Origin of the sequence: Micromonospora sp. NPDC007230, assembly GCF_042869115.1 — a bacterium.
Classification (GTDB): Bacteria; Actinomycetota; Actinomycetes; order Mycobacteriales; family Micromonosporaceae; genus Micromonospora.
In genome coordinates, this window is record NZ_JBIAFE010000001.1 from 549,755 (window position 1) to 575,343 (window position 25,589).

Annotated in this window: 18 protein-coding genes and 1 pseudogene; 7 read left to right on the forward strand and 12 right to left on the reverse strand. The window is 75.0% G+C overall.

All coding sequences use genetic code 11. From position 1 onward, the window contains the following. Positions 1 to 5 precede the first annotated feature (5 nt). Positions 6 to 566 (reverse strand): hypothetical protein, encoded by a 561-nt coding sequence (locus ACFYML_RS02710; protein ID WP_387419021.1) that lies wholly within the window; start codon positions 564 to 566, stop codon positions 6 to 8. Between the two features lie 249 nt (positions 567 to 815). On the opposite strand from ACFYML_RS02710, the gene ACFYML_RS02715 reads away from it, so the two are divergent. Together ACFYML_RS02715 and ACFYML_RS02720 are read left to right on the forward strand one after the other, a co-directional pair. Then, positions 816 to 3,341, forward strand: a complete 2,526-nt coding sequence (locus ACFYML_RS02715; protein ID WP_387419022.1) for an FtsK/SpoIIIE domain-containing protein — start codon at positions 816 to 818, stop codon at positions 3,339 to 3,341. A 64-nt stretch (positions 3,342 to 3,405) separates the two neighbouring features. Continuing rightward, positions 3,406 to 4,107 carry a hypothetical protein gene (locus tag ACFYML_RS02720; RefSeq protein ID WP_387418928.1) on the forward strand — a complete coding sequence of 234 codons (702 nt, stop codon included), beginning with the start codon at positions 3,406 to 3,408 and terminating at the stop codon, positions 4,105 to 4,107. Between the two features lie 130 nt (positions 4,108 to 4,237). On the opposite strand, the gene folE is transcribed toward ACFYML_RS02720, so the two are convergent. The 4 genes from folE to ACFYML_RS02740 form a co-directional block, all read right to left on the reverse strand. Further along, positions 4,238 to 4,903, reverse strand: coding sequence for a GTP cyclohydrolase I FolE (gene folE / locus ACFYML_RS02725; protein WP_073837713.1), 666 nt, complete (start codon positions 4,901 to 4,903; stop codon positions 4,238 to 4,240). A gap of 35 nt (positions 4,904 to 4,938) precedes the next feature. Continuing rightward, positions 4,939 to 6,945 (reverse strand): ATP-dependent zinc metalloprotease FtsH, encoded by a 2,007-nt coding sequence (gene ftsH / locus ACFYML_RS02730; RefSeq protein ID WP_073837712.1) that lies wholly within the window; start codon positions 6,943 to 6,945, stop codon positions 4,939 to 4,941. A 402-nt stretch (positions 6,946 to 7,347) separates the two neighbouring features. Further along, positions 7,348 to 7,923, reverse strand: a complete 576-nt coding sequence (gene hpt, locus ACFYML_RS02735) for a hypoxanthine phosphoribosyltransferase (RefSeq protein WP_073837711.1) — start codon at positions 7,921 to 7,923, stop codon at positions 7,348 to 7,350. Between the two features lie 100 nt (positions 7,924 to 8,023). After that, the gene (locus tag ACFYML_RS02740; RefSeq protein ID WP_387418929.1) at positions 8,024 to 8,161 is read right to left on the reverse strand and encodes a hypothetical protein; all 138 of its coding nucleotides are present in this window, start codon (positions 8,159 to 8,161) and stop codon (positions 8,024 to 8,026) included. Positions 8,162 to 8,310: 149 nt separating this feature from the next. Here ACFYML_RS02740 and ACFYML_RS02745 point away from each other — a divergent pair, with 149 nt between their 5' ends. Next, the gene (locus tag ACFYML_RS02745; protein ID WP_387418930.1) at positions 8,311 to 9,270 is read left to right on the forward strand and encodes a GlxA family transcriptional regulator; all 960 of its coding nucleotides are present in this window, start codon (positions 8,311 to 8,313) and stop codon (positions 9,268 to 9,270) included. Here ACFYML_RS02745 and ACFYML_RS02750 read toward each other — a convergent pair. The 4 genes and pseudogenes from ACFYML_RS02750 to dacB all read right to left on the reverse strand — a co-directional run bounded on the left by ACFYML_RS02750 (position 9,271) and on the right by dacB (position 14,753). Beyond that, positions 9,271 to 10,899, reverse strand: a pseudogene (locus tag ACFYML_RS02750) (gamma-glutamyltransferase family protein). 221 nt (positions 10,900 to 11,120) lie between these two features. After that, positions 11,121 to 12,101 carry a tRNA lysidine(34) synthetase TilS gene (tilS, locus tag ACFYML_RS02755; protein WP_387418931.1) on the reverse strand — a complete coding sequence of 327 codons (981 nt, stop codon included), beginning with the start codon at positions 12,099 to 12,101 and terminating at the stop codon, positions 11,121 to 11,123. A 4-nt stretch (positions 12,102 to 12,105) separates the two neighbouring features. Beyond that, a complete protein-coding gene (locus ACFYML_RS02760; protein ID WP_387418932.1) occupies positions 12,106 to 13,173 on the reverse strand; it encodes a zinc-dependent metalloprotease in 1,068 nt (355 codons plus the stop codon). A gap of 71 nt (positions 13,174 to 13,244) precedes the next feature. Further along, positions 13,245 to 14,753, reverse strand: a complete 1,509-nt coding sequence (dacB, locus tag ACFYML_RS02765) for a D-alanyl-D-alanine carboxypeptidase/D-alanyl-D-alanine-endopeptidase (RefSeq protein WP_387419023.1) — start codon at positions 14,751 to 14,753, stop codon at positions 13,245 to 13,247. Between the two features lie 438 nt (positions 14,754 to 15,191). On the opposite strand from dacB, the gene ACFYML_RS02770 reads away from it, so the two are divergent. Continuing rightward, complete coding sequence (locus tag ACFYML_RS02770; RefSeq protein ID WP_357439498.1) at positions 15,192 to 15,695, forward strand: inorganic diphosphatase; 504 nt, start codon at positions 15,192 to 15,194, stop codon at positions 15,693 to 15,695. A 58-nt stretch (positions 15,696 to 15,753) separates the two neighbouring features. Here the strand turns inward: ACFYML_RS02770 and eccD are convergent, their stop codons facing one another. Then, positions 15,754 to 17,157 (reverse strand): type VII secretion integral membrane protein EccD, encoded by a 1,404-nt coding sequence (gene eccD, locus ACFYML_RS02775; RefSeq protein WP_387418933.1) that lies wholly within the window; start codon positions 17,155 to 17,157, stop codon positions 15,754 to 15,756. Positions 17,158 to 17,256: 99 nt separating this feature from the next. On the opposite strand from eccD, the gene eccCa reads away from it, so the two are divergent. The 3 genes from eccCa (at position 17,257) to ACFYML_RS02790 (ending at position 23,454) form a co-directional block, all read left to right on the forward strand. Beyond that, positions 17,257 to 21,219 (forward strand): type VII secretion protein EccCa, encoded by a 3,963-nt coding sequence (gene eccCa, locus ACFYML_RS02780; RefSeq protein WP_387418934.1) that lies wholly within the window; start codon positions 17,257 to 17,259, stop codon positions 21,217 to 21,219. Between the two features lie 86 nt (positions 21,220 to 21,305). Beyond that, positions 21,306 to 22,619 (forward strand): type VII secretion-associated serine protease mycosin, encoded by a 1,314-nt coding sequence (gene mycP / locus ACFYML_RS02785; protein ID WP_387418935.1) that lies wholly within the window; start codon positions 21,306 to 21,308, stop codon positions 22,617 to 22,619. Positions 22,620 to 22,665: 46 nt separating this feature from the next. Further along, positions 22,666 to 23,454 carry a phosphatase PAP2 family protein gene (locus ACFYML_RS02790; RefSeq protein WP_387419024.1) on the forward strand — a complete coding sequence of 263 codons (789 nt, stop codon included), beginning with the start codon at positions 22,666 to 22,668 and terminating at the stop codon, positions 23,452 to 23,454. A 70-nt stretch (positions 23,455 to 23,524) separates the two neighbouring features. Here the strand turns inward: ACFYML_RS02790 and ACFYML_RS02795 are convergent, their stop codons facing one another. Both ACFYML_RS02795 and ACFYML_RS02800 read right to left on the reverse strand, forming a co-directional pair. Beyond that, positions 23,525 to 24,703 (reverse strand): MarP family serine protease, encoded by a 1,179-nt coding sequence (locus ACFYML_RS02795; protein WP_357439488.1) that lies wholly within the window; start codon positions 24,701 to 24,703, stop codon positions 23,525 to 23,527. A gap of 86 nt (positions 24,704 to 24,789) precedes the next feature. Then, positions 24,790 to 25,497 carry an NUDIX hydrolase gene (locus ACFYML_RS02800; RefSeq protein WP_387418936.1) on the reverse strand — a complete coding sequence of 236 codons (708 nt, stop codon included), beginning with the start codon at positions 25,495 to 25,497 and terminating at the stop codon, positions 24,790 to 24,792. Positions 25,498 to 25,589 lie beyond the last annotated feature (92 nt).

Here is a 25,589-nt window from a genome sequence, read left to right on the forward strand (position 1 = left end):
CGAGCTCACCCGATCCTTTTGCCCCCGCAGACGCGCCAACCATCCTTGTCGACCACCTGGAACTGCCAGTCCTCGCGTCGGCTGCTTCGCATCTGGCCGTTCGCCGAACTGGAAATGGTCAGCGTGGTGGTCACCGATTCGCCATCACCGTTTTTCACGCTGGTGAGCGGCCCCCAGCTGACCCGGACGACCACGTTGAAGTTCGCTTCGCGCCGTTCCAACTCCTCCCGCAGACCACGGACTGCATTCAGATCATCCCCGGCGTCACAGGCGAATTCCTGGGCCTTCGTGTCGTTGCGGTCCAACAGGAACGCACGAAGGTAGTTGTCCACCACCACGTCGGGGGCGCTGCGGTCGGGCGCGGTGGCGCGGTCGTACAGCACGAAACCGACGACGGCACCGCCGGCACAGAGCAGCGCCAGCACCCCGGCGACGACCGTGAGGGCGGTACGCAGCGGCCGGCGCGGACGTTCCGGCGCCGGGGCCGGCGCGGGCGGCGCCAACTGCTCGGGCGGGGTCCGCTGCGCCGGTACGCGGGAGACCTGGGAACCGGCGGGGGGCTGCACTGATTCCACCTCCTGAGGTTATCGGCTGCGCGCCGCGTACCCAATGCCCCAGATCCCCGGATCGTGGCGAACCGCCGGGCCGGCCGCCGCCGGTGTGGACGCCCCCGGCGGCGCGGTCGGGCGGGATCGGGTGAGCCGGCTCACCACCACGGCAAAGACCGGCGCAGCGCCGACCGACATCCCGGTGGACGGCCCTCGGCTGGGATACCGTCACACCTCGGGGAGGAGATGTCGGCCTCGGGAAGAGAGGTGGACGCGGTGGCGAGTCCGAAGGCGCGAGCCGGTCGGGCCGCCGCGCTGCATCGGCGGGCCGAGGCCGCCGCGACCGCCGCCGCCGGCATCCTCGACGAGATCCGTCCGGCGCCCGCGGACCATCACCGGCAGTACGAGTTGGCGGAGCGGCTCCGGGCGGCGGCGGCCCTCGCCGCACCCGGCTGGGCCGGCGATCCGCTGGAGACCCTGGCCGTGGCCACCCCGCCCGGGGACGGCCCGCCGCCCGTCGTCCGGGTCGGCACCGCCGCGCCACTGGACGACGCCCGGTTCCCCGCGCTGGTGCCGCTGTTCGGCAGTGGACATCTGAGCATTGATGCCGGCGCCGACGATCCGCGGGTGGCCGGCCTGCTCCGGGCCCTCCTGCTCCGGCTGTTCGCCGCGACGCCGGCCGGTGCCCTGCTGGCCCGCGCGGTCGACGGCACCGGCGCCGGGGCGACCTTCGCCGGGTTCGCGGCGCTCGCCGATGCCGGGCTGCTGCCCCCGCCGGCGACCGACGTGGCGGGACTCCGGGCGGTCCTCACCGAGGCCGAGCAGTGGGTGGCCGCGGGCACGGCCCGGCAGCGTGGGCACGACCGTACGTTGTTGCTGGTGGTGGCCGCGCTGCCCGACGGCACGGCCTCCGCCGATCTCACCCGGATCGGGGAACTGGCCGCCCAGGGGCATCGGGCCGGGCTACACCTGGTGGTGGCCGGCTGGCCGGCGGAGGACCTACTGCCGCAGGCCACCCCGCTGGCGGTGCGCACCGCGTACGCGTTGCTCGGCGATCCGCCGGGCGCGGGCTTCAGCAGCCCGGGCGCGGAGCCGCCCGGCGGGCTCAACTGCCCGGTCTTCGTGGCGGAGGACCCGCCGGAGGAACTGGTCGTCGGGGTCTGCCTGCGGCTGGCCCGGCAGATCGAGGACGGCAGCCGGCTCGCCCTGACCGACCTGCTGCCAGCGGGCGAACTGTGGGCCGACAGTGCGGTCGACGGGCTGTCCACCATGGTCGGTGACGCCGCCGGGCGACCGGTCAGCCTCGGCTTCACCGAGCTGACCCCGCACTGGCTGGTCAGCGGCCGTTCCGGGGCGGGGCGGTCGGCGTTCCTCACCAACGTGCTGTTCGGCTTGTCCGCCCGCTACGGCCCCGACGAACTGGCCCTCTACCTGGCCGATCTGGGCGACGGCGAGTCCTTCGTGGAGTTCCTCCAGACCGAGCGGGACCGCTCCTGGGTGCCGCAGGTCCGGGCCGCCGGGATGGCCGCCGACCGGGAGTATGTGGCGGACCTGCTCGGCGAACTGACGGCGGAGCTGCGTCGCCGGGAGGAGGCCGGCCGGCGGGCCGGCGGGCAGCGCTACCCGGAGCTGCGCCAGCACCAGGAGCTGCCCCGGATCGTCTGCGTGATCGACAACTTCCCGTTGCTGCTGCACGAGCGGGACCGGTTGGCCACCGACACCCTGGCCCGGCTGGACGCGCTGGCCCGCGCCGCCCGGGCGTACGGGATCCATCTGGTCCTGGCCGGCGAGGGCGACCTCGGCATCGGCGGCCCGCGCGACCCGTTGCTCGGCCAGTTCCCGGTCCGGGTGGCGCTGGCCGGCGGCTCGGCGGTGCTGGAGCCGACGAACGACGCGGCCGCCGGCCTGCCGGTGGGCAGCGCGGTGGTGAACACGGCCGGCGGGCTGGGCGGGCCGCGCGGGGCGACCCGGGGCCACGAGCGGATGATCCGGTTCCCGGACCCGCACGCGGATCTTGAGGTCCTCGCCGAGCTGCGGCACCGGCTCTGGTCGGCCCGGCCCGAGAACGCCACCCCGCCGGTGGTCTTCGCCGGGTACGCGCGCCCGCTGCTCGCCAACGACCCGCGCTACCGGGCCGCGCTGGCCGGTCGGGCGCACACTCCGGCCGCGTTGCCGGGCCGGGCGGTGGATGTGCGCCGCTCGACGGTGGCCGTACCGCTCGGGCCGGCGGCCGGCCGGAACCTCGCCGTGCTGGGCCGGGACGAGGAGGCGGAACGGCTGCTGCTGACCGCCGCACGGAGCGTGGCGGCACACCACGGCGCGGCCCGGTTCGTGCTGGCACCACTGGCGCACGGGTCGGTCGAGCCCGCTGCGGCGCTCGCCGCCGAGCTGGCGGAGCGGCACGAGGTCGACACCGTCGACGTGGCGGGCCTGCGGGCGGCGATCGAGGCGGACGAGCCCGGCTACCTCGTGGTGTTCGGGTTGGACGTGCCGGACGCGGCCGAGCTGCCGCCCGATCGGCTGCGGTCGCTGCTGCTGGAGGGGCCGCCGGCCGGGCGGCACCTGCTCGGCTGGTGGCGCTCGGTGGGGCCGCTGGTCGGGGTGCTCGGCCCGGAGGGCGAGGTGGACAAGCTCACCGCCGTGGTGGTGACCGACGTGCCGGGCAGCCGGCTGGAGCAGCTCTTCGACCGGCCTGTGCTGTGGCGGCCCCGGCCAGGGCGGGCGATGCTCTGGGACGGCCCGGGCGAGCAGGGGACGGTGCTGGTGCCGTTCGGGGAGGGGCCGGTGCCGTGAGCGCGGACGTTCGGCTCGGCAGCGTGACGCCGCGCGCCGCCGGGGAGCGAAGCGAGGCGACGGCGTGAGCGAGACCGGCACGCCCGTGCCCACGCCCCGGTCCGGCGGACCGACGGCCGACGTCGACCCGGCCGAGGCGGCCTGGGCGGACTACGTCGCCGCCGCCCGGCAGCTCGACGGGGTACGCCGGGCGGCGGCGACCGCCGCCAGCGAGCAGGCCCGGTCGGTGGCGGCGGCCCGGGAGGAGCTGACTGCCGTCCGGGAGCGGCTGGCCCCGCAGCAGTCGCGGCTGCGGGAGCTGGGCGTACCGGCGATCTCGCTGGTGCCGACGCCGCCGGAGGTGACCGAGGCGGCCCGGTCGATGGCGGCCGGTCCGGCGGCGGTGCTGGCCGGCCTGCGGACCGCCCACGGGTGGGCGGACGCCGCCGACGACACGCTTGCCGCGCGCGGCCTGCCCCGGCTGGCGCGCTGGCCGGCGCGCCCCCGCAACCTGCTGGTGTACGGGCCGCTGGCGCTGATCGTCCCGCTGATCCAGGTGGTGCTCTTCCTCGCCACCGGCACCAGCCCGGCGAGCGTGCTGGCGCTGGTGGTCGGGCTGCCGATGCCGGCGGTCGCGTTCATGGTGGGCTGGCTGGCGGTCGGACGGCTGTTCCGGCCCCGTCCGGCGGACCGGGTGGACCGCACCCCCCGGTTCGGCGCGTTGGTGTGCCTGGTCCCGGCGGTGCTGGCCAGCGCCGGGATCGTCCTGGCCATGCTGGCCGCCTGAGCGCGGCCCGCCGCCCGGACGACGACGGGCGCTCCGCCGCAGGAGGGCGGCGCATGCTCCGGGCAGTCGCCCTACGACGGCGGCCGCGCGCTCCGGGGCGGGAGCACGCGGCCGTCGGGATGTCGAGCGGTCAGCGGGGGATGATCAGGGACATCGCCTCGGCCCGGGACTTGGCGTCGTGCTGGAGGGTGCCCCGCACCGCCGAGGTGATCGTTTTGGCGCCGGATTTCTGGATGCCGCGCATCGCCATGCACATGTGCTCGCACTCGAGCACCACCACGACGCCGCGCGGGGCCAGCCGGCTCATCAGCAGGTCGGCGATCTGCGAGGTGAGCCGCTCCTGCACCTGCGGTCGGCGGGCGAAGACCTCGACCAGCCGGGCCAGCTTGGACAGGCCGGTGATCCGGCCGTCCGGCCCGGGGATGTAGCCGATGTGCGCGCTGCCCCGGAACGGGAGCAGGTGATGCTCGCAGAGGCTCATCACGTCGATGTCCCGGACGAGCACCAGCTCTTCGTGGTTGGCCTCGAAGGTGGTGCTGAGCACCTGCGCCGGATCGACCCGCAGGCCGGCGAAGAGTTCGGCGTACGCGCGGGCGACCCGGGCGGGTGTCTGCTGGAGGCCGTCCCGGTCCGGGTCCTCACCGACGGCGATGAGGATCTCCCGGACCGCCTTCTCGATCCGCGCGAGGTCGATGGTCTCCTCCACCGGACGCCCGGTCAGCTTGCCGCTGATCAGGCGCGCGGCGACGTAGTCCAGGCCGTCCTCGCCATCGGGCTCGGTCGCGGAGACGGCCAGCTCCCGGTTAGGGGAGCTGGCCGTCGGGTCGGTGCTCAGTGGGTACCGTCCGAGTTGTTCGCGGACCCGCCGACCGAGGCGCCGTCGGCCTGGGCCTGCGCCTTCAGGGCCTCCTTCTCGGCGGGGGTGAGCACGGGCGGCTCGGTGGAGGGCTGGCGCTTGCCGAAGCCGTGGTACGGGGCCATCGGCGGGCGCTTCGCCACCCGGGCGCAGATCCGGGCCATGTCGGCCGTGGAGAGGGTCTCCTTCTCCATCAGCTCGAGCACGATGTTGTCCAGGACGTCCCGGTATTCCACCAGGATCTCCCAGGCCTCGTCGTGCGCCAGCTCGATCAGCGCCCGCATCTCGCCGTCGATCTCGGCGGCCACCGCGTCCGAGTAGTCCCGCTCGTGGCCCATGCTGCGGCCGAGGAACGGCTCGTCGCCGCTGGTGCCGTACTTGATCGCACCGAGCTTGGAGCTCATGCCGTACTGGGTGATCATCGCGCGGGCCAGTTGGGTGGCCTTCTCGATGTCGTTGCCGGCACCGGTGGTCGGCTCGTGGAAGACCAGCTCCTCGGCGGCCCGCCCGCCCAGCGCGTACGCCAGGGTGTCGACCATTTCGGCCCGGGTCTGGGTGTACTTGTCCTCGGTCGGCAGGACCAGGGTGTGGCCCAGCGACCGACCCCGGGACAGGATCGTCACCTTGTGCACCGGCGCGGCGTGCGGCAGCGCCCAGGCGACCAGCGCGTGCCCACCCTCGTGGTACGCGGTGATCTTCTTCTCCTGGTCGCTCATCACCCGGGTCCGGCGCTGCGGACCGGCGATCACCCGGTCGATCGACTCCTCCAGGGAGTCGTTGGTGATCGCCCGCTGGTTCTTGCGGGCGGTGAGCAGGGCGGCCTCGTTGATCACGTTGGCCAGGTCGGCACCGCTGAAGCCGGGGGTACGCCGGGCGACCGAGTCGAGGTCGACGTCGGGCGTGAACGGCTTGCCCTTGGCGTGCACCCGCAGGATGGCCTTGCGGCCCTCCATGTCGGGGGCGTCGACCGGGATCTGCCGGTCGAAGCGGCCCGGACGCAGCAGCGCCGGGTCGAGGATGTCCGGCCGGTTGGTGGCGGCGATCAGGATGACGCCGCCCTTGGTGTCGAAGCCGTCCATCTCGACCAGGAGCTGGTTGAGGGTCTGCTCCCGCTCGTCGTGGCCGCCGCCCATGCCGGCGCCACGGTGCCGGCCGACGGCGTCGATCTCGTCGACGAAGACGATCGCCGGCGCGTTCGACTTGGCCTGCTCGAAGAGGTCGCGGACCCGGCTGGCGCCGACACCGACGAACATCTCCACGAAGTCCGAGCCGGAGATGGAGTAGAACGGCACCCCGGCCTCACCGGCCACCGCCCGGGCGAGCAGGGTCTTACCGGTACCGGGCGGGCCGAAGAGCAGCACGCCCTTGGGGATCTTGGCGCCCAGGGCCTGGTACTTCGCCGGGTTCTGCAGGAAGTCCTTGATCTCGTGCAGTTCCTCGACGGCCTCGTCCGCCCCGGCCACGTCCGCGAAGGTGGTCTTCGGCGTGTCCTTGGTGATCATCTTGGCCTTGGACTTGCCGAAGTTGAGCACCCGCGAGCCGCCGCCCTGCATCTGCGACATGAAGAACAGCAGCAGGAGCACCAGCAGGGCGATCGGTAGCAGGTTGACCAGCAGGCTCACCCAGATGCTGTCCGACGACACCTTGGTGTCGGCCGGACCGGTGATCTTGTTTTCGGACTTGGCCTTGAGAACCTCGTTCCAGACCTGGTTGCCCACCTCGTACGGGAACTGAGCCTGGATCTTGTCGGTGGTGGTGTCGTCGAACTTGGCCTTGTCCTTCAGGTCGAGCTGGAGCGTCTGCTCCTTGTCCTGGAAGACGACCTTCTCGATGCCGCCCTTGTTGAGCTGCTCGAGCGCGACCGACGTGTCCACCCGGTGGTAGCTGGGGCCAGCGGTGAACAGCTGACTGAGTACAACGGCGCCGAGGATGACCAGGATGATCCAGACCACCGGTCGGCGGAAGAAACGCGTACGTTCCATACTGTCGTCGGGCATCGAGACGCCCGCATCCTCCTGATCGACGTCCTGACCGTCTGAATGGTGTCGCCGCCTCGGGCGGCGGCCGCAGCCGCCGTGCGGGCCGGCCCCGACCCCGAGGCGCGCCTACTGCCGCGCCGCGGTCATTCGACGGTACACCGTTCGTGCCAGATGTGAGCTCGCGAGCCCGGCACTTACGCGTACGGCGAACCCGGGTTTGAGCCGGCGTGGCGGGGAGCTCCCCACCCGGCCCGCCCGAGCGCCCGGTCACGCGGTTCGAGGGGTCGGGCATGGAGGGTGCCTCCACGTCACCGACATCTACCGTAGACCGGAAGGCTGAAAGCCCGCTGAACGTCCGCTTGACGTAACCAGAGTCTCCCCGGACGGGTCCGGCCGGCGGGGGGCTCAGGCCCGGGCGTACACCTCGGGCTTCAGGACGCCGACGTAGGGCAGCTCCCGGTACCGCTCGCCGAAGTCCAGGCCGTAGCCGACGACGAACTCGGTCGGGATGTCGAAGCCGACGTACTTGACCGGAACGGGCACCTTGACCGCGTCCGGCTTGCGGAACAGGGCGACCACCTCGACGCTGGCCGCGGAGCGGGACTCCAGGTAGCGCAGCAGCCAGGAGAGGGTCAGGCCGCTGTCGACGATGTCCTCGACCACCACCACGTGCCGGCCGGCGATGTCCCGGTCCAGGTCCTTGAGGATCCGGACCACGCCCGAGGAGGTGGTGCCCTGGCCGTACGAGGAGATGGCCATGAAGTCCAGCTCGGCGGGCGGGCCCTGGCGGCCCAGCGCGCGGGCGAAGTCGGCCATGAACATGACCGCGCCCTTGAGCACGCAGACGAGCAGGAGACCGTCGTCGACGTGCGCGTAGTCCGCCGAGACCTGCTTGGCGAGTTCCGCCGTCTTCTCGCGGATCTGCGCCTCGGAGATGATCACGTGGTCGATGTCGGCGTCGTACCAGGAGCCGTCAGCCATGCTCCTAGCCTGCCGTACGCCGGATCTCCTCCGTCGGCGGGGCCGCCCCTTTTGGCGCGGTCCCGCCAGGGGATTTTCGGTACGGGACGGGCAAATCACCTCAGCAGGTACGGGAGTTCCACCGGCGGCCGTCGTCGGTGGGCTTCCAGTCGGCCGAGTCCCGCGAGTCCGCGGTCAGCCCGGCGGCGCTCGCGACGACGAGGGAGAGCAGCAGGAGCAGGAGCAGGAGGACGGTCATGGCGGCGCTCACTTTCATGTGGTTGATGTCGGTTTCGCCGCCGGTGCGCACCGGATGTAACCAGTCTGCCCCCGGATTCCCGGCTCGGACAGCGGCAGGAATGCCACTGGGCATCGATTTCCTGCCACCTGTCGGGTTACCCTCGTCACATGCTCCGATCCGTGGCCGTCATCGCCCTCGACCAGGTCGCCGCGTTCGAACTCGGCGTCCTCGCCGAGGTTTTCGGCACCAACCGCACGGCCGACGGCTTCCCCGGCTACCGCTTCGACGTCTGCACCGTCGACGGCCGGCCGGTCCGCAGCCGCTCCGGCTTCCTGCTCACCCCGCACGCCGATCTGAGCCCGGTGGACGAGGCGGATCTGGTGGCCGTGCCGGCGCACGCCGAGGGGGCGCCCGTCCCGGAGCCGGTCCTGGCCGCGCTGCGCCGGGCCGCCGACCGCGGCGCCTGGCTGCTCAGCGTCTGCTCCGGCGCGTACGTGCTGGGCGAGGCGGGACTGCTCGACGGGCGGGACTGCACCACCCACTGGCGGCACGTGGACGACCTGCAACGCCGGTTCCCGGCGGCCCGGGTGCAGTGCAACTCCCTCTACGTCCAGGACGGGCGGCTGCTGACCAGCGCCGGCACCGCCGCCGGGATCGACGCCTGCCTGCACCTGGTCCGCCAGGAACACGGCTCGGCGACCGCCACCCGGCTGGCCCGGCGAATGGTCGTCCCCCCGCACCGCGACGGCGGCCAGTCTCAGTACGTCGAGGCACCGATCCCGAAGGCGCCGGAGGCACCCACCCTGGAACCGGTGCTGGAGTGGCTGATGGGCCACCTGGACCGGTCGGTGACCGTGGACGAGTTGGCCGCCCGGGCCGGCATGGCGCCGCGTACCTTCGCCCGCCGGTTCCGCGCCGAGACCGGCACCACCCCGCACGACTGGCTCACCAACCAGCGGGTGCTGCTCGCCCGGCGGCTGCTCGAGGAGACCCGGCTGAGCGTGGACAGCGTCGCCGACCAGGCCGGCTTCGGCGACGCGGCGGCGCTGCGACACCACTTCACCCGCCGGGTGGGCACCACCCCGCACGCCTACCGGACCACGTTCCGGGAACGGGTCGAGGCCTGATCACCAGCCCAGCATCGCGCCGTCGACCCGGGACTCGGACCCGGCCACGTACCCGCCGGACGGCGAGCGCCAGATCGCCTGGCCGTACCCGAAGACCGACGGCTCCGCCGCGACGGTGACCTCGTGCCCGCGGGCCCGCAGGCCGGCGACCAGCTCCGGGTCGAGCGCCGGCTCGACCAGCAGGGTCCGCCCCGCGTGCCAGTACCAGCGCGGGGCGTCCAGGGCGGCCTGCGGGTCGCGCCCGTCGTCCAGGGTCCCGGAGACCAACTGCACGTGCCCCTGCGGCTGCATGTGCCCGCCCATCACACCGAACGGGCCGACCGGAGCGCCGTCCCGGGTCAGGAAGCCCGGGATGATGGTGTGGAACGGGCGCTTCGCCGGACCCACCACGTTCGGGTGGTCGGGGTCGAGCCGGAAGCCGAGGCCCCGGTTCTGCAGCGCGAAGCCGTGCCCGGGCAGCACCACGTGCGAGCCGAAGGCCAGGTAGGTGGACTGGATCAGGCTGACCATCATGCCGCCGGCGTCCGCCGTGCAGAGGTAGACGGTGCCGCCGCGCTCCGGCTCGCCGGCCACCGGCTCGCCCGCGCGCCCGGTGACCAGCGCCCGGCGGGCCGCCGCGTACGCCGGGTCGAGCAGGGCCGCCGTGGGCACCTCCGCCCGTTCCGGGTCGGCGACGTACGCGTGCGCGTCGGCGAAGCCGAGCTTCACCGCCTCGATCTGCCAGTGCAGCCGTTCCTCCGGGCTCAGCGCGGCCAGGTCCACCCCGTCCAGGATGTCCAGCGCCAGCAGCGCCGCGATCCCCTGCCCGTTCGGCGGCAGCTCCCACACCTCGTGCCCGCGGTAACGGACGCACACCGGATCCACCCAGGTGGACCGGTGCCGGGCCAGGTCGTCGCCGGTGACGAACCCGCCGGTCCGGGCCGCGTGCCCGTCGAGCGCCGCCGCGATCCGCCCCCGGTAGAAGTCCTCCGCACCGCTGTCGGCGATCCGCCGCAGCGTCCCGGCCGCGTCCGGGTTGCGCCACCGCTCGCCCGGTCGCGGCGCCCGCCCGCCCACGGTGAACACCCGGCGGAACTCGGCGTACTCCGCGCCCACCAGCCCGTCGTGGGCGGCGACGCCGCGCGCCCAGGTGGCGGCGGTGCCGGCGGCGACCGGGTAGCCGTGCTCGGCGTAGCCGATCGCGTCGGCGAAGAGGTCGGCGAAGGGCAGCGACCCGAACCGGTCGTGCAGGTCCCGCCAGCCGGCCGGCGCGCCCGGCACGGTCACCGGCAGCCAACCCCGGGCCGGCATGCTCGGCCCGGCCGCCTGCGCGCCGCCGAGCGCGTCGACCGGTGGCGCGCCCCGCCGGCCGGTCGCGGCCAGCACCAGCTCCCGGGTCAGCGCCGCGGGCGACCGGCCGGAGGCGTTCAACCCGTGCAGCCGCTAGCCGTCCCAGACGATCGCGAACAGGTCGCCGCCGATGTCGTTCGACGGTGGCTGCACCACGGTCAGGGTGATCGCGGTGGCCAGCGCGGCGTCGACGGCGTTGCCGCCGCGCCGCAGCACGGCCAGGCCCGCGGCCGCCGCGAGCGGCTGGCTGGTCGCGACGGCACCGTTGGGGGCGAGGAGCGGCTGTCGGGGGTACGCCATCCGCCCTGTCTACCGCCTCCGGCGGCTCCCGGCGAGACCCCGGCCCGCTGGCCACCGCCACCTCGGCGATGTGGGGGCATCAGTGGTCGGCGGTCAAGGCCACCTCGGCGATTTCGCGGTCCGCCGCTCCGCCTCGGCGACCTGGCGGCATCCCGCTGCCAGGTCACCCCGAGCTCGGCGAACTGGCGGGCCGCGGCACCCGGAGGCGGGCGGCCACCGGGTCAGGTGGTCAGGCGGCCGTCGCGGCGGAGCACCGGCAGCCCACCGGGCAGGTGCACGGCGCCCTGTCCGTGCCAGTCGGTGACCAGGGCGTCCAACGCGGCGACGTGCCGGTGCGACAGGGCGGCCGGAACGGCGCCCAGTTCCCGGGCCCAGGCGTGCAGCACCCGGGTGCGGACCGCCGGCGGCAGCGCGGCCAGCGCCTCGACCGCGAGCCCGCCCCCGGCCGCCCGTACGTCGGCGAGCGCGGCGGCGGCGCGGGCGTCGAGGGCGGCGGCGTCGGCCGCCACCAGGCGGGCGGTCCGGGCCAGGTTGTCCACCACCCCCGGGCCGAGCGCGCGGACCAGCGCCGGCAGCACCTCGGCCCGGACCCGGGACCGGGCGTACGCCGGGTCGGTGTTGTGCGGATCGTCCCACGGGGTGAGCCCGAGCGCCGCGCACGCCTTGCGGGTGTCCTCCCGGGAGACGTCGAGCAGCGGACGCAGCAGCGGCACCCCGGCCAGCTCGCGGCGCTCCGGCATGCCGGCCAGGCCGCGCGGGCCGGCGCCCCGGGCCAGCGCGAGCAGCACCGTCTCGGCCTGGTCGTCGCGGGTGTGCCCGAGCAGCACCGCGACGGCCCCGTGCCGCCGGCCGGCGGCGACCAGCGCCTCGTACCGGGCCTCGCGGGCGGCCGCCTCCGGGCCGCCGGTACGCCCGTCGACCCGCACCGGCACCGCCTCCACCGGATCCAGACCCCGCTCGCGGGCCCACCCGGCCACCGCCTCGGCCCGCTCCGCGGAGCCGGGTTGCAGGCCATGGTCGACGGTCACCAGGCCGGCGCGCCGGCCGAGGCGGGGTGCCACGAACGCGGTGGCCGCGGCCAGCGCGAGCGAGTCGGCGCCGCCGGAGCAGGCCACCAGCACCGGCCCGTCCCCGGGCAGCCCGGTCAACGCCCGGCGGACGGCGACCCGGACGGCGGCGACCGGCGGGGCGAGCACGGCCACGGGCTCAGGAGGCGGCCGGGGTGGCGCCGGTCGGCCCGTGCACCCGGGCCACCCAGGCGTCCGGGTCACCCAGCTCGTCCAGCCGGGGCAGGGTCAGCGGCGAATCGAAGATCTTGTTGAAGCCGGCCATGCCGACCCGGTCGACCACGCCGTGCACGAACTTCCGGCCCTCGGCGTACTGGCGCATCTTGACCTCGATGCCGAGCAGCCGGCGGATCGCCTTCTCCAGCGGGTTGCCCGACTCCCGGCGCCGGTTGAACGCCGCGCGGATCGACTCCACGCTCGGGATGACCTGCGGGCCGACGCCGTCCATGACGAACTCGGCGTGCCCCTCCAGCAGGGTCATCAGCGCGGTGAGGCGGTCGAGCACGGCCCGCTGCGCCGGGGTCTGCACGATGTCCAGCACGCTCGCCCGGCTGTCTGGGTCCTTCACCGCGTCGGAGAGCGTGGCGATCCCCCGGCGCAGCCGTTCCACCAGGTGTTCGCCCGCCTGGGCGGCGTCCACGAACGCCTGCACCTCGCTCAGGAAGTACGCGCGCATCCACGGCACGGCGGTGAACTGGGTCCGGTGGGTCACCTCGTGCAGGCAGACCCAGAGCCGGAAGTCCCGGGAGTCGGCCCCCAGCTTCCGCTCCACCTCGACGATGTTCGGCGCCACCAGCAGGAGCTGGCCGGGGTCGCCGGCGAAGACCTCGTACTGGCCGAGCACCCGGCCGGAAAGGTACGCCAGCACGGTCCCGGCCTGCACCCCGGTGAGCCGGGAGCCGATCGCCTCGGTCAGCGGCCCGGGGCGCTTGTCCCCGGAGAGGCGGTTCACCAGCGGGCTGATCACCTCGCGCAGCCCGGCGATGTTCGCGGCCGCCCAGTCCCGGCGGTCGACCACCCGCACGGGCGGGTGGGTGACCTGGGCCCGCAGGCCGGTGTAGTCGGCGACGTGCCCGGCCGCCTCCTCGGTCAGCCGTCGCAGCTCGCTGACCACGTCGGTGGCCTCGGCGTACGACACCCGGGGGCCCGACTTGCCCAGTGCCCCCGCGGTGGCGGCGGCCAGATCCCAGTCCACGAACTGCGCCATGAACCCACCGTACCCGCGCCGCGACACCCCGACCTGCGCTCGCGCCCGCCGATCGACGCCGGTCGCGCCGGTCAGCGGCAGCCGCAGCGGGCCAGCGCGGAGCTGATCCGGTCGAGGGCCTCCCGGGTCTCGTCGAGGCTGCCGGTGGTCCGATCGGTGAGCACGGCGAAGGTGAGCAGCCGGTTGTCGGCGGTGGTGACCAGGCCGGCGATCGCGTTGACCCCGGTCAGCGTGCCGGTCTTGGCCCGGACCACGCCGGCCCCGGCCTTGGTCACCGACGCCTGGTAGCGGTCGCCGAGGGTGCCGGACCAGGCGCCGACCGGCAACCCGCCGAAGATCGCCGCCAGCTCGGGGTGGCTGCCGTTGCCGGCGAGGGCGATCAGGTCGGTGAGCAGCGACGGGCTGATCCGGTTGGTCCGGGACAGGCCGCTGCCGTCCGCCAGACTGATCTCGTCGGCCGGCAGGCCCAGCTCGCCGATCACCTGATCGGTTGCGGCCGCACCCCCGACGAACGACGCCGGTTTGTCCTTGGCGAGGGCCACCTGCCGGGCCAGGTACTCGGCGATCACGTTGTCGCTGTCGCTGATCATGATGTCGACCAGCCGGACCAGCGGCAACGACTCGACCTTGCCCAGCTCGGCGCCGGGCGCGGGCGCCGCCCCGGCCGAGGCGCCGGGGGCGCTGCCCCGCTTCACCTCGGCGGCGGCGCCGGAGAGCCCGAGCAGCTTCGCGAACTGCCGGCCGGCGGTCAGGTCCGGCTGGGGCACCCGCTCGGCCGCGCCGTGGGTGTCGTCGAAGTTCTTCCGGGCCCCCTCCGGGTCCTTCCGGGCGGCGTCCGTCGTCAGCGCGCTGATCGCCGCGCCGAACCCGCCGGTGGGGATGTCGTCGTCCCAGCCGGGCTCGTACACCGGGCCGCTGAACAGCGACGAGTCGACGGTGACCTTCGTCGGGGCGGTGCCGCCGAGCGCCTTGCGGACCTGGGCGGCGAGGTCGTCCAACCGCGCCGCGTTCGGGTAGAAGCCGTTCTTGTCGACCGCGAGGGTCGGGTCGCCGCCGCCCACCAGGACCACCTCGCCGGGGGTCGCGCCGGCCACCGCGCGGGTGGGGATCCGGTACGCCGGCCCCCGGGCGACCAGCACCGCGACGGCCGTCGCCAGCTTGGTCACCGACGCGGGAACGGTGGGGGTGTCCTGGCCGCGACCGTAGAGCTGCTGGCCGGTGCTCACGTCGGCCACCGACAGGTTCACCCGGTCACCGAGCGCCGCGGCGCCGACCAGCGGTTCGAGCGCGGCGCGTAGCCCGTCGGGGGTCGGCAGCGGCGCGTTGGCGTCGAGGCCGGCCAGCACGGCCGGCGGGTCGGGCTCGGGTGGCTGGGCGCTCGCCCGGGGCGCGCCGGCCTCGCCGCCCAGCCAGCCGGCGAGCGGGCCGGGGCGGACCACGACCAGCCCGACGGCCGCCAGGGCGATCACCAGCACGGTGGCCAGCACCGTCAGCAGCCGCACCCGGCTCCGGCGCGGGGGCGGGGGCGGGGGCGGAACCGGTGCGGGACCGTACGGCGGGGCGGGTGGGCTCACCGGCATCCCACCGGCCGGCGGGCTCACCGGCACCCCACCCGGCGTGTCGTGCGTGGGCCAGTTCAGCAGGCCCGGGCCGTACTGCCCCGGGTCGGCCCGGCCCACCGGGTTGGCGCCGTACCCCTGGGGGCCGCGGCCGACGGAGGCGGACCCGGTCGCCCGCCCCGGGGTACGCGGAAGATGCGCGTCGGGGACCGGTACCCGGCCGGTGGCGCCGCCGGAACCGGAACCGCCGAAGTTCCGCCCGTCAACCCCCTCCGGGCGGTAGTGTGAATCTTCCCTCCCCACGACCCCCTCCTCCCCCGCTCAAAAGCACCCTGGGTGACACTACTTCGGTCCGAACACTATGCGGCGGCCGGAGCCGGCGGGGGTCATTCACCCTTCCCCGGGAGCGGCGCCACTGGTTTCCGTTAGCCAGCGTGGGCAAACGAGGGAGCGTGCGAGATGGATTTCGACGTCACGGTTGAGATCCCCAAGGGTCACCGCAACAAGTACGAGGTGGACCACGCGACCGGCCGGATCCGGCTGGACCGCACCCTCTTCACCTCCACGCAGTACCCGGCTGACTACGGCTTCATCGAGGGCACCCTGGGCGAGGACGGCGACCCGCTGGACGCGCTGGTGCTGGTCCCCGAGCCCACCTTCCCGGGCTGCCTGATCCGCTGCCGCACCATCGGCATGTTCCGGATGACGGACGAGAAGGGCGGCGACGACAAGGTCCTCTGCGTCCCCTACGAGGACCCGCGCCAGGAGCACCTGCGGGACATCCACCACCTGGGCGAGTTCGACCGGCTGGAGATCCAGCACTTCTTCGAGGTGTACAAGGACCTCGAACCGGGCAAGTCGGTCGAGGGCGCGACCTGGGTGGGTCGTACCGAGGCCGAGGCCGAGATCCAGGCCTCGTACCAGCGCGCCAAGGAGGCCGCCGAGCGCGGCGAGCACCACTGATCTTCGACGTCGACGGGCCCGGGCCGCTCAGCCGAGCGACCCGGGCCCGCGCGTTGGCTCAGCCGAGCAGGCCGCGGGCCCGGTCGTAGAGGTCGAGCACCGCGCAGGCCACCGGCACCAGGGACACCACCAGCGCGGTGTCGGTCAGGTCGGCCAGCCGACCGAGGTACGGGGAGACCGGCCGCTGGGCGTACCGGGCGCCGGCCGCCACGGCGACCAGGGCCAGGGCGAGCCCGCCGACGGCCAGCGCGAGCCGGCCGGTCGGACCGGCGCGGTCGGCGAGCACCGCGCCGAGCAGGGCGTACCCGGCCAGCCCGGCGGCCACTGCGGGCACCCGGTGGCGGACCGCCACGAAGAGCCGGGAGCGCAGCAGCAGCACCGCGCAGCCGGCCGCCGCCAGCAGCCGCCCGGCCAGCCCGCCGGCGGTGGCGAGCACCACCGTGGCGGCGACCGCCAGCACGGCGTGCCCGAGCAGCATCCCGGTCAGCATCTCCTCGGTCCGGGCCACCGCCGCGTGCACCCGCCCCTGATCCGGCAGGTCGCGGACCCCGTCGGGAGCGCCGGCCGGGGCGGTGACGGGCAGGGTGATCGGCGGCAGCGGCAGCTTGCCGAGCCGGATGGCCAGCAGGGGCAGCCCGCCGAGCGCGAAGACCAGCCCGCAGAACAGCACGGCGGCGGCGCCGGCCGGGTCGAGCAGGAACCCGCCGAGGGCGGCGAGCACGCCGCCCGCGCCGGTGGTCGCGCCGGCCACGACGACCCGGGACCGGCTGGCCACCCCGAGCAGCCCGAGCCCCGACACCAGGAGCAGCGCCACCGAGCCGGCCAGCAGCTCGGGCGCGCCGACCCAGCGCAGCGGCCCGAACGGGCCGACCGGGTCGCCGGAGCCGACCGCGAGGGCGCCGGCCGCAGCGGCGTACGGCAGGGCGTACCCGCCGAGGGTCGCGCCGGTTGGCGCGTCCCCGTACGCCCGGGAGGCGGCGGTGGCGGCGAGCACGAGGAGCAGGGCCACCGCGGTGGCGACCGGCCAGCCGCTCCGGTGCTCGGGCCCGGCGGCGAGCACGGCGAGCAGCCCCACGGCGAGCGGCACGCCCGCCCCGGCCAGCGTGGCGGCCCGGGTGGCCGCGGGCGACCAGGCGGCACCCCGGCGGCGCGCGCCAACGGCGATCGCCTCGACCACGTCGTCGTACTCCAGCTCGGGCCACTCGGCGCGGGCCGGGACGAGGTGCAGCACCTCGCCGTCGCGGACGCCCTGGGGCAGCAACGCCTGCGCCGTGGCCAGCACCGCGCCGTCGGTGCGGCGCAGCACCCAGCCGCCGTGCCGCTCCCCGTCGTCGGCCAACCCCTCGCCGGCGTGCCGGAGCACCTCCGGCAGCAGCTCGGCCAGGGGGACCTGCTCCGGCAGGGCCACGTCCACCCGGCGCTGCGGAGCGCTGATGGTGACCCGGACCAGCCCGCTTGTCATCGATATCTCTCCATGGTGAGCGGCAACGGCGGCTGACGGACGACAGGACTTTACCTACGATGAGCCAGGCTCAGGTTACCGAGAGCCATGGGAGGTTGTGTGTCCACTGTGGTCATCAAGCGGCCGGCACGCCGTCCGGCGCCGGAGATACCGGCCGGCGAGCTGCCCGTCGAGGCACCACCGGAGATCCCGGTGGCCACCGGCGGGCGCTGGCAGCAGGCGCTGATGGTGCTGCCCATGCTCGGCGGCACGGTGGCGATGGCGATGATGTTCGGCCGGGGCGGCGGGGCCTACTCGTACGTGGTGGGCGGCATGTTCGGGCTCTCCTCGCTGGCGATGCTGGTGACCTCCTGGGGCAGCGCCGGCCCGAGAAAGTCGGAGCTGATGGCCGCCCGCCGGGACTACCTGCGGCACCTGGCCGCACTGCGGCGCCGGGTCCGGGAGACCGCCGGGGCGCAGCGGGCCGGGCTCTACTACCGGCACCCCGACCCCGGCCGGCTCTGGTCGACAGTGGACAGCCATCGGGTCTGGGAGCGGCGGCCGGGCGACCCCGATTTCGCCGTGGTCCGGGTCGGGGTCGGACCGCAGACGCTGGCCACCCCGCTGGTCCCCCCGGTCACCCGGCCGCTCGAGGAGCTGGAGCCGATGACGGCGGGGGCGCTGCGGCGCTTCCTCGACGCGTACGCGGTGGTGCCGGACCTGCCGGTGGCGCTGTCGCTGCGCAGCTTCGCCCGGGTGTTCGTGCGTGGCCCGGACCTGCGACAACTCGACCCACGCGGGCCCGGCTCGCCGGCCGCGCAGGCGCTGGCCCGGGCCATGCTCACCCAGCTCGCCGTCTTCCACGCCCCGGACGAACTGCTGATCGCGGTCTGCGCCGGTCCCGAGCGGCGGGCGCGCTGGGAGTGGGTCAAGTGGCTGCCGCACGCCCACCACCCGAACCGTACCGACGCGCTCGGCCCGGTCCGGCTGGTCACCAGCTCCGCCGCCGAGCTGGAGCGGCTGCTCGACGAGGTGCTGGCCAGCCGCTCCCGGTTCAGCCCGGCCGGTCCGGCCACCGACGGCCCGCACGTGGTGGTGGTGCTCGACGGCGGCGACCTGACCGGGGCCACCGACCTAGCCGGGGACGGCGGCATCGACGCGGTCACCGTGCTCGACCTGGACACCCCGCCGCCTCGCCTGCTCGACCGGTACGCCCTCCTGCTCGACCTGGCCGACGGCCGGCTGCATTCGCACTCCGCCGAGGGGCACGCCGAGGTCGGCACCGCGGACGGGCTGGCCCTCGCCGACGCCGAGGCCGTCGCCCGCCGGCTCGCCCCGCTGCGCCTCGCCGGCACGGTACGCGGACCCGACGCCCCGCCCGGCGCCGAACCCGGCCTGCCCGAGTTGCTCGGCACCGGTGACCCGGAGAACTTCACGGCCGAGCAGGGCTGGGCCCCCCGGGCCGCTCGGGACCGGCTGCGGGTGCCGATCGGGGTGGGCGCCGACGGCGGTGCGATCGAGCTGGACCTCAAGGAGTCCGCGCAGGACGGCATGGGCCCGCACGGTCTGCTCATCGGCGCGACCGGCTCCGGCAAGTCGGAGCTGCTCCGGACGCTGGTGCTCGGGCTGGCCGCCACGCACAGCTCGGAGCAGCTCAACTTCGTTCTGGTCGACTTCAAGGGCGGGGCCACCTTCGCGCCCTTCGAGCGGCTGCCGCACACCGCCGCGGTGATCACCAACCTGGCCGACGCGCTGCCCCTGGTCGACCGCATGGTCGACGCGATCAACGGTGAGCTGACGCGCCGACAGGAGTTGCTCCGCCGGGCCGGCAACTTCGCCAGCCTGCGCGACTACGAGCGGGCCCGGGCGGCCGGCAGCCCTCTCGCCCCGCTGCCGTCGCTGCTGCTCATCTGCGACGAGTTCTCCGAACTGCTCTCGGCCAAGCCGGACTTCATCGACCTCTTCGTCCAGATCGGCCGGGTCGGCCGGTCGCTCGGCGTACACCTGCTGCTGGCCTCGCAGCGGTTGGAGGAGGGGCGACTGCGCGGGCTGGACACGCACCTGTCGTACCGGATCGGCCTGCGGACCTTCTCGGCGCTGGAGTCCCGGACGGTGCTCGGGGTGCCGGACGCGCACGAGCTGCCCCGCTCCCCCGGGCACGGCTACCTGCGCTCGGGCACCGACCCGCTGGTCCGGTTCAAGGCCGCGTACGTCTCCGGCGCGGTGCGCCGCCGGTCCGACCCAGCGGGTAGGCCCGGTGCCGGACCGCCCCGGCTGCACGCCTTCTCCACCCATCCGGTGCCGTTGCCCGAACCGGCCGCCCCGGCCGCGCTCCCCGCCGCGGAGGAGGTGACCGAATCCCTGCTCGACCTGCTGGTCGGGCGGCTGGCCGGGCAGGGCCCGCCGGCGCACCAGGTGTGGCTGCCGCCGCTGGACGAGTCCCCCGCCCTGGACGAGCTGTTCGGTCCGCTGGGTCCCGACCCGGTTCGCGGGCTGACCGTGGGCAACCCCGAGCTGCACGGCGCCCTCCAGGTGCCGGTGGCCGTGGTGGACAAACCGCTCGAGCAGCGGCGGGACCTGTACTGGCTGGCCCTGGACGGGGCGGCCGGGCACGTCGCCGTGGTCGGCACCACCCGCAGCGGCCGGTCCACCCTGCTGCGGACGCTGATCTGCGCGCTGGCGCTCACCCACACCCCGGCCGAGGCACAGGTCTACTGCCTGGACCTCGGCGGGGCGCTCGCCGCGCTGCGCGACCTGCCGCACGTGGGCGGGGTCAGCGGGCGCGCCGACGCCACCGCCGTACGCCGGACCGTGGGCGAGATCGCCGCCCTGCTGGCCGAGCGGGAGCGGCGCTTCGCCGAGGCGGGCGTGGAGTCGATGGCGGCCTGGCGCCGGCGGCGGGCGGCGGCGCTGGCCGGCGGGCAGCCGGGCACCGACCCGTTCGGCGACGTCTTCCTGGTCGTGGACGGCTGGAACAGCCTGCGCAACGACTACGAGGACCTGGAACCGCTGGTCACCGAGTTGGCCACCCGGGGCCTGGCCTACGGGGTGCACGTGGTGGCCACCGCCCTGCGCTGGTCGGACTTCCGGCCGGCGATCCGGGACCTCTTCGGCTCGCGGCTGGAACTGCGCCTCGGCGACCCGGCCGACTCGGTGGTGGTGAAGCGACCGGTCGCCGCGACCGTGCCGGAGGAGCAGCCGGGACGCGGGATCACCGCGAGCGGCCTGCACTTCCTCGCCGCCGAGCCGCGCGTGGCCGGCCTGGGCGCGGAGACCACCGACCTGGTCAAGGCGGTCGCCGGGGCCTGGGCCGGGCCCTGCGCGCCCCGGGTCCGGCTGCTCCCGCCGGTGCTGCCGTACGCCGAGCTGGACCAGCAGGCGACCAGCGGGCTGGCCTTCCCGATCGGGGTGGCCGAGGCGGACCTGCGCCCGGTGGTGCTGGACTTCGCCACCGAGCCGAACTTCGTGGTCTTCGGCGACGCCGAGTGCGGCAAGTCGTCGTTCCTGCGCGCGCTGGCCACCTCGATCGTCAACCGGTTCACCCCGGAGCAGGCCCGGGTGATCCTGGTGGACTACCGGCGCAGCCTGATCGGCACGATCGAGACGGCGCACCTGATCGGGTACGGCACGGCCGCGCCGCACACCACCGAGCTGATCGAGTCGGCGGCCGGCTACCTGCAGGGGCGCCTCCCCGGACCGGAGGTCACCCCGGCCGAGCTGCGCAGCCGGTCCTGGTGGACCGGGCCCGAGCTGTTCGTGCTGGTGGACGACTACGACCTGGTGGCCGGTGGCCCCAGCAACCCGTTGCGCGCCCTGGAGGAGCACCTGCCGCACGCCCGGGACGTCGGCCTGCACCTGGTGCTGGCCCGCCGCTCCGGCGGTGCCGGCCGGACCTCGTACGAGCCGATCATCCAGCGGCTGCGGGAACTCTCCACCGCCGGTCTGGTGATGTCGGGCGCCCCGGAGGAGGGCCCGCTCGTCGGTCAGGTGAAGGCCGGTCCGCTACCGCCCGGCCGGGGCCGCCTGGTCACCCGCCGGGAGGGCGTACGCCTGGTGCAGCTGGCCCACCTGCCGGCCGGGTGACGGTGTCCGTGACCGGCACCGTGGCGTACGGGAAAACCGGTAATCTCCGAGCAGCATGTTTCGGTGGCGATGAACGGCTGGGGAATGTGACCGGGGATCGGCAGTCAGCGAGGGCGGCCCGACGGCTCGTCGGGCGCGCGCTGCTCGGTGCGGCGGGTGCGCTCGCCACCGTGGCCGGCCCGCTGGCCCCGCCCGCGCACGCCGCCCCGGCCACCGCCGCCCCGGGGCCGGCCTGGCTGTCGCCGGCGCCCAGCCGGGTGGACCAGGTCCGCGAGGAGCAGTGGCAGCTCGACGAGTTGCGGGCGAAGACCGCCTGGCGTGGGTCGACCGGACGCGGTGTGGTGGTCGCGGTCATCGACTCCGGAGTGGACGGTTCCCACCCGGACCTGGCCGGCCAGGTGCTCCCCGGCATCGACATGGTCTCGCCGGACGGGGCCGACGGCCCGGACCCGGTGGGTCATGGCACCACGGTCGCCGGGCTGATCGCCGGACGCGCCGACGACGACCGGGGCGTGGTCGGCCTCGCGCCCGATGCCAAGATCCTCCCGGTCCGGGTGCTCGACGACGAGAACCGGTACGACGACGCGATGATCGTCGCCAAGGGGGTGCGCTGGGCGGTCGACAACGGCGCCCGCGTGATCAACCTGTCCCTCGGCGGCAGCAGCGACAGCCCAGCCCTGGCCGCCGCCCTCGACTACGCCTTCGCTCGCGACGTCGTGGTGGTCGCCTGCACCGGCAACCTGGCCACCTCGAACAGCCCCAAGGTCTGGTACCCGGCCCGGGAACCGGGCGTGATCGCCGTGGCCGGCCTGGAACGCAACACCAAGAACCTGTGGTCCGGCTCGATCACCGGCCACGAGACCGTGGTCACCGCGCCCGCGACCGCGCTCTACGGAGCCCGCCCCGACAGCGGCTACTGGCGGGTGCAGGGCACCAGCTTCGCTTCCCCGCTGGTCGCGGCGACCGCCGCCCTGATCCGCGCCCGGTACCCGCGGATGTCCGCCGGGGACGTCGTCAACCGGATCATCAAGACCGCGCGGGACCTGGGCCCGACCGGCCGCGACGACCGGTTCGGCTACGGCATGGTGGACCCGGTGGCCGCGCTGACCACGGAAGTGCCGTCGGTGGGGCGCAACCCGCTCGACGACAACGACTCCCCCGGGGTGGTGGGCTTCGGCCCGGCACCCGGCACCGGGCCGGACACCCGGGCCGCCGCCGGGCAGGGCGCCAATCCGTTCGACTTCGCCGCGCCGAAGAAGCAGCCCCCGTGGGCGGCCCACCCGGCCGGCCAGACCGACGACCCGGCGCCGGAGCGGCTCTGGACCGGGCTCGCCCTGTTCGTCGCCCTGGTCACCGGTGCCGCGCTGGTGGTCCGCCGGTTCCGCCAGTCGCGCCGCTGACCGGGCCGCGGTCTGGCCGGGAGCTGCCGTGGGTAGTGGTCAGCACATGAACGCGTCGGCTGCGGGCGGCCAGCGGTCCTGGCGGACCCGCCGGTTGGACCCGGACGATTCGCTGGGGCTCCGGCTCACCCTGGCCGCCGCCGCGGCGTTCCTGGTGCTGGTGCCGTTCGCCCTGCTGGCGCTCCTGGTGCTGGCCGCCTGGCCACCCCTGTTCCGGCTGGACGTCACGGTCACCGACGCGCTGCACCGGTACGCCCTCCACCACCCGGCATGGGTGCGGCTGATGAGCGTCTGGACGGACGTCTTCGCGCCCAACCCGCTGCGCGCCGCCACGGCGGTCGTGGTGGCCTGGCTGCTGCTCCGCCGGGCCCGGCGGCTGGCCCTCTGGGCGGTCACCACGATGACCGTCGGCGGCCTGCTCGGCGCCCTGCTCAAGGTGCTGGTCGGCCGGCAGCGGCCGGACCTGCTCGACCCGGTGGCCCGGGCGGCCGGGTTCGCCTTCCCGTCCGGGCATGCGTTGAACGCGACCCTGGCCGCCGGGGTGCTGCTGCTGGTCTTCCTGCCGTTCACCCGGAGCCGGCGGCTGCTGCGCTGGGCGCTCTGGGCCGCGGCGGTGCTGATCGCCGTGGTGACCGGCCTCAGCCGGATCGCGCTGGGAGTGCACTGGACCAGCGACGTGGTGGGCGGGTGGCTGCTCGGCGTGGCGGTGCTCGCCGCCACCACGGCCGCCTTCAGCACATGGCGGGCCCGGACCGGTCACCGCCGGGCGCGGACCGTCCGCGAGGGCGTCGAGCCGGAACTCGCCGATCCCCGCCGGAACGGCACGCAACTGTAGGTCGGTCCGACCGACCGCCCGGGCGTGGGGCTGCCCGCGCCGGTCGGGCGGTCGGGCGCCGCCGGTCGGCTCAGGTGCAGTCGCCGGTGCCGACCGCCCGGGTACGCTCCGCCCCGGCCAGCGCCACCGACCGGGCCTCGGCGGCGGTCACCGCGAAGCCGGTGTTCGGGTCGTCGGCCGCCGCCGCGAAGATCACCCCGAGCACCAGCCCGTTCGAGGAGACCAGCGGCCCGCCCGAGTTGCCGCTGCGCACCAGCGCCCGGATCGTGTAGATCTCCCGGGTCACGTCCCCGGAGGAGTAGATGTCCGGCCCGGTGATCCGGTCGACGTCCCGGATCCGGGCCGGGCGGGCGTCGTACGGGCCGTCGAGGGGGAAGCCCAGCACGATGGCGTCCGCCCCGCTGCCGGCCGACCCGGCGGCGAAGCGCAGCGACGGACCGGGCAGCCCCGGCACGTGCAGCACGGCCAGGTCCCGGGCCGGGTCGTAGACGACCACCTCGCCGTCGTACCGCTCGCCGCGCAGCTCCACCGCCACCGAGCGGGTGCCCGCCACCACGTGCGCGTTGGTCATCACCCGGTCGTCCGCGTACACGAAGCCGGAGCCCTCGATGCGGCGGGCGCAGCTCGGCGCCGAGCCCAGCACCTTCACCACCGACCGCTGGCTGTTCGCCACCACCTCGGAGCCGGCCAGCGCCGGGTCCGGCGGGGCGACCTGGCGGGCGCGGGTCGGCGCCAGGTCACCGAAGACGTCCGGGAAGCCATTGGTGTCGACCGTGTCGCGCAGCGCCGTGGAGAGCTGCTGCGCCTTGTCGGGCAGGACCCGGTCGACCACGGTGAGCAGGGCGCTGTTGCGGACCGAGGAGGCCAGCCAGGGCAGCGACGAGGAGCCCAGCGGCACCGCCACCAGCCAGGCCACCAGCATGACCGCGAAGACCGAGATGAGCGCCCCGCCGATGTCGTCGATCTTCCGCCCGGCGCGGCCGGTGATCGCGGCCCGCAGGTTGGCACCGAGCCAGCCGGCGAGCGCCTGGCCGATCACGGCGAGCCCGAAGATCGCCACCAGGGAGATCAGCACCCGGGCGCCGCTGTCGGTGAACTGCCGGGCCGCCAGCGGGCCGACCTGGAGCCCCAGCAGCGCGCCGAGGAAGAAGCCGGAGAAGGACAGCGCCCCGATGACGAAGCCCTGGCGGTATCCGCTGATCGCGAACACGAGCATGAGCAGAAGCAGGACCAGATCCACGGCCGACACCCGTCAAGGGTACGGGCAGCGGGCCCGCCGGGGGCTCAGCGCTCGCGGAACGTGACCGTCCGGTCGGTGGAGGTCACCGCGACGGCTCAGCGGACCGGGCTCTCGTCGACCTCGTCGGTGCCGGCCGAGGGCGCTGGGGCAGCCCCGGTCGGGGGCAGCTCCACCACCCGGGAACGCGGCCACGGACGGGCCCAGCCGCCCATCTCCAGCAGCGTGTTCAGCACCCCGGCGGTGAAGCCCCAGACCAGCAACCCGCGTACCGAGAAGGCCGGTCCGATCCAGCCGCTCGGATGGCGTACCCGCATCCGGTTCTCCGGGTCGACCAGCTCGGCGACCGGCAGCCGGGCGACGTGCGCCACCTCGGCCGGCTCGCGGGGGTGCACCGGGTGCGGGGCGTGCCACCAGGCAAGCACCGGGGTGACCACGAAGTCGCTGACCGGGATCCAGAGCCGGGGCAGCTCGGCCAGGACGGTGACGCTGCCCGGGTCGAGCCCGACCTCCTCGTTCGCCTCGCGCAGCGCGGTGGCGCTGGCGTCGGCGTCCTCCGGGTCGGCCGCGCCGCCGGGGAAGGCCGGCTGCCCGGCGTGGTTGCGCAGCGTTGCGGCGCGCTGGAGGATCAGCACGTCCGGGCCGGCCCCCGGCTCCTCGCCGAGCAGCACCAGCACCGCGCTCTCCCGGCCGCCGCTCTCCGGGGTGGTGAGCCGGGTGAAGTCCTCGGCCCGGGCGGTGCCGAGGCGGTCGAGCAGCGGGTCCAGCCACCCCGGCGGCTGCCGGGTCTCGCTCCGCTCGCTCACGCCGCCGCCACGCTGCTGAGCCGGATGGTTCGCTCGCTCCGCTCGCTCACGCCGCCGCCACGCTCCGCTCTGCGGCGGCGCGAGGCGCCACG

Coding starts and splice junctions, on each gene's coding strand:
- ftsH (WP_073837712.1), bottom strand. CDS start 6,945: ATGGAACGTACGCGTTTCTTCCGCCGACCGGTGGTCTGGATCATCCTG.
- hpt (WP_073837711.1), bottom strand. CDS start 7,923: ATGGCTGACGGCTCCTGGTACGACGCCGACATCGACCACGTGATCATC.
- ACFYML_RS02740 (WP_387418929.1), bottom strand. CDS start 8,161: ATGACCGTCCTCCTGCTCCTGCTCCTGCTGCTCTCCCTCGTCGTCGCG.
- ACFYML_RS02745 (WP_387418930.1), top strand. CDS start 8,311: ATGCTCCGATCCGTGGCCGTCATCGCCCTCGACCAGGTCGCCGCGTTC.
- ACFYML_RS02760 (WP_387418932.1), bottom strand. CDS start 13,173: ATGGCGCAGTTCGTGGACTGGGATCTGGCCGCCGCCACCGCGGGGGCA.
- dacB (WP_387419023.1), bottom strand. CDS start 14,753: ATGCCGGTGAGCCCACCCGCCCCGCCGTACGGTCCCGCACCGGTTCCG.
- ACFYML_RS02770 (WP_357439498.1), top strand. CDS start 15,192: ATGGATTTCGACGTCACGGTTGAGATCCCCAAGGGTCACCGCAACAAG.
- eccD (WP_387418933.1), bottom strand. CDS start 17,157: ATGACAAGCGGGCTGGTCCGGGTCACCATCAGCGCTCCGCAGCGCCGG.
- ACFYML_RS02790 (WP_387419024.1), top strand. CDS start 22,666: ATGAACGCGTCGGCTGCGGGCGGCCAGCGGTCCTGGCGGACCCGCCGG.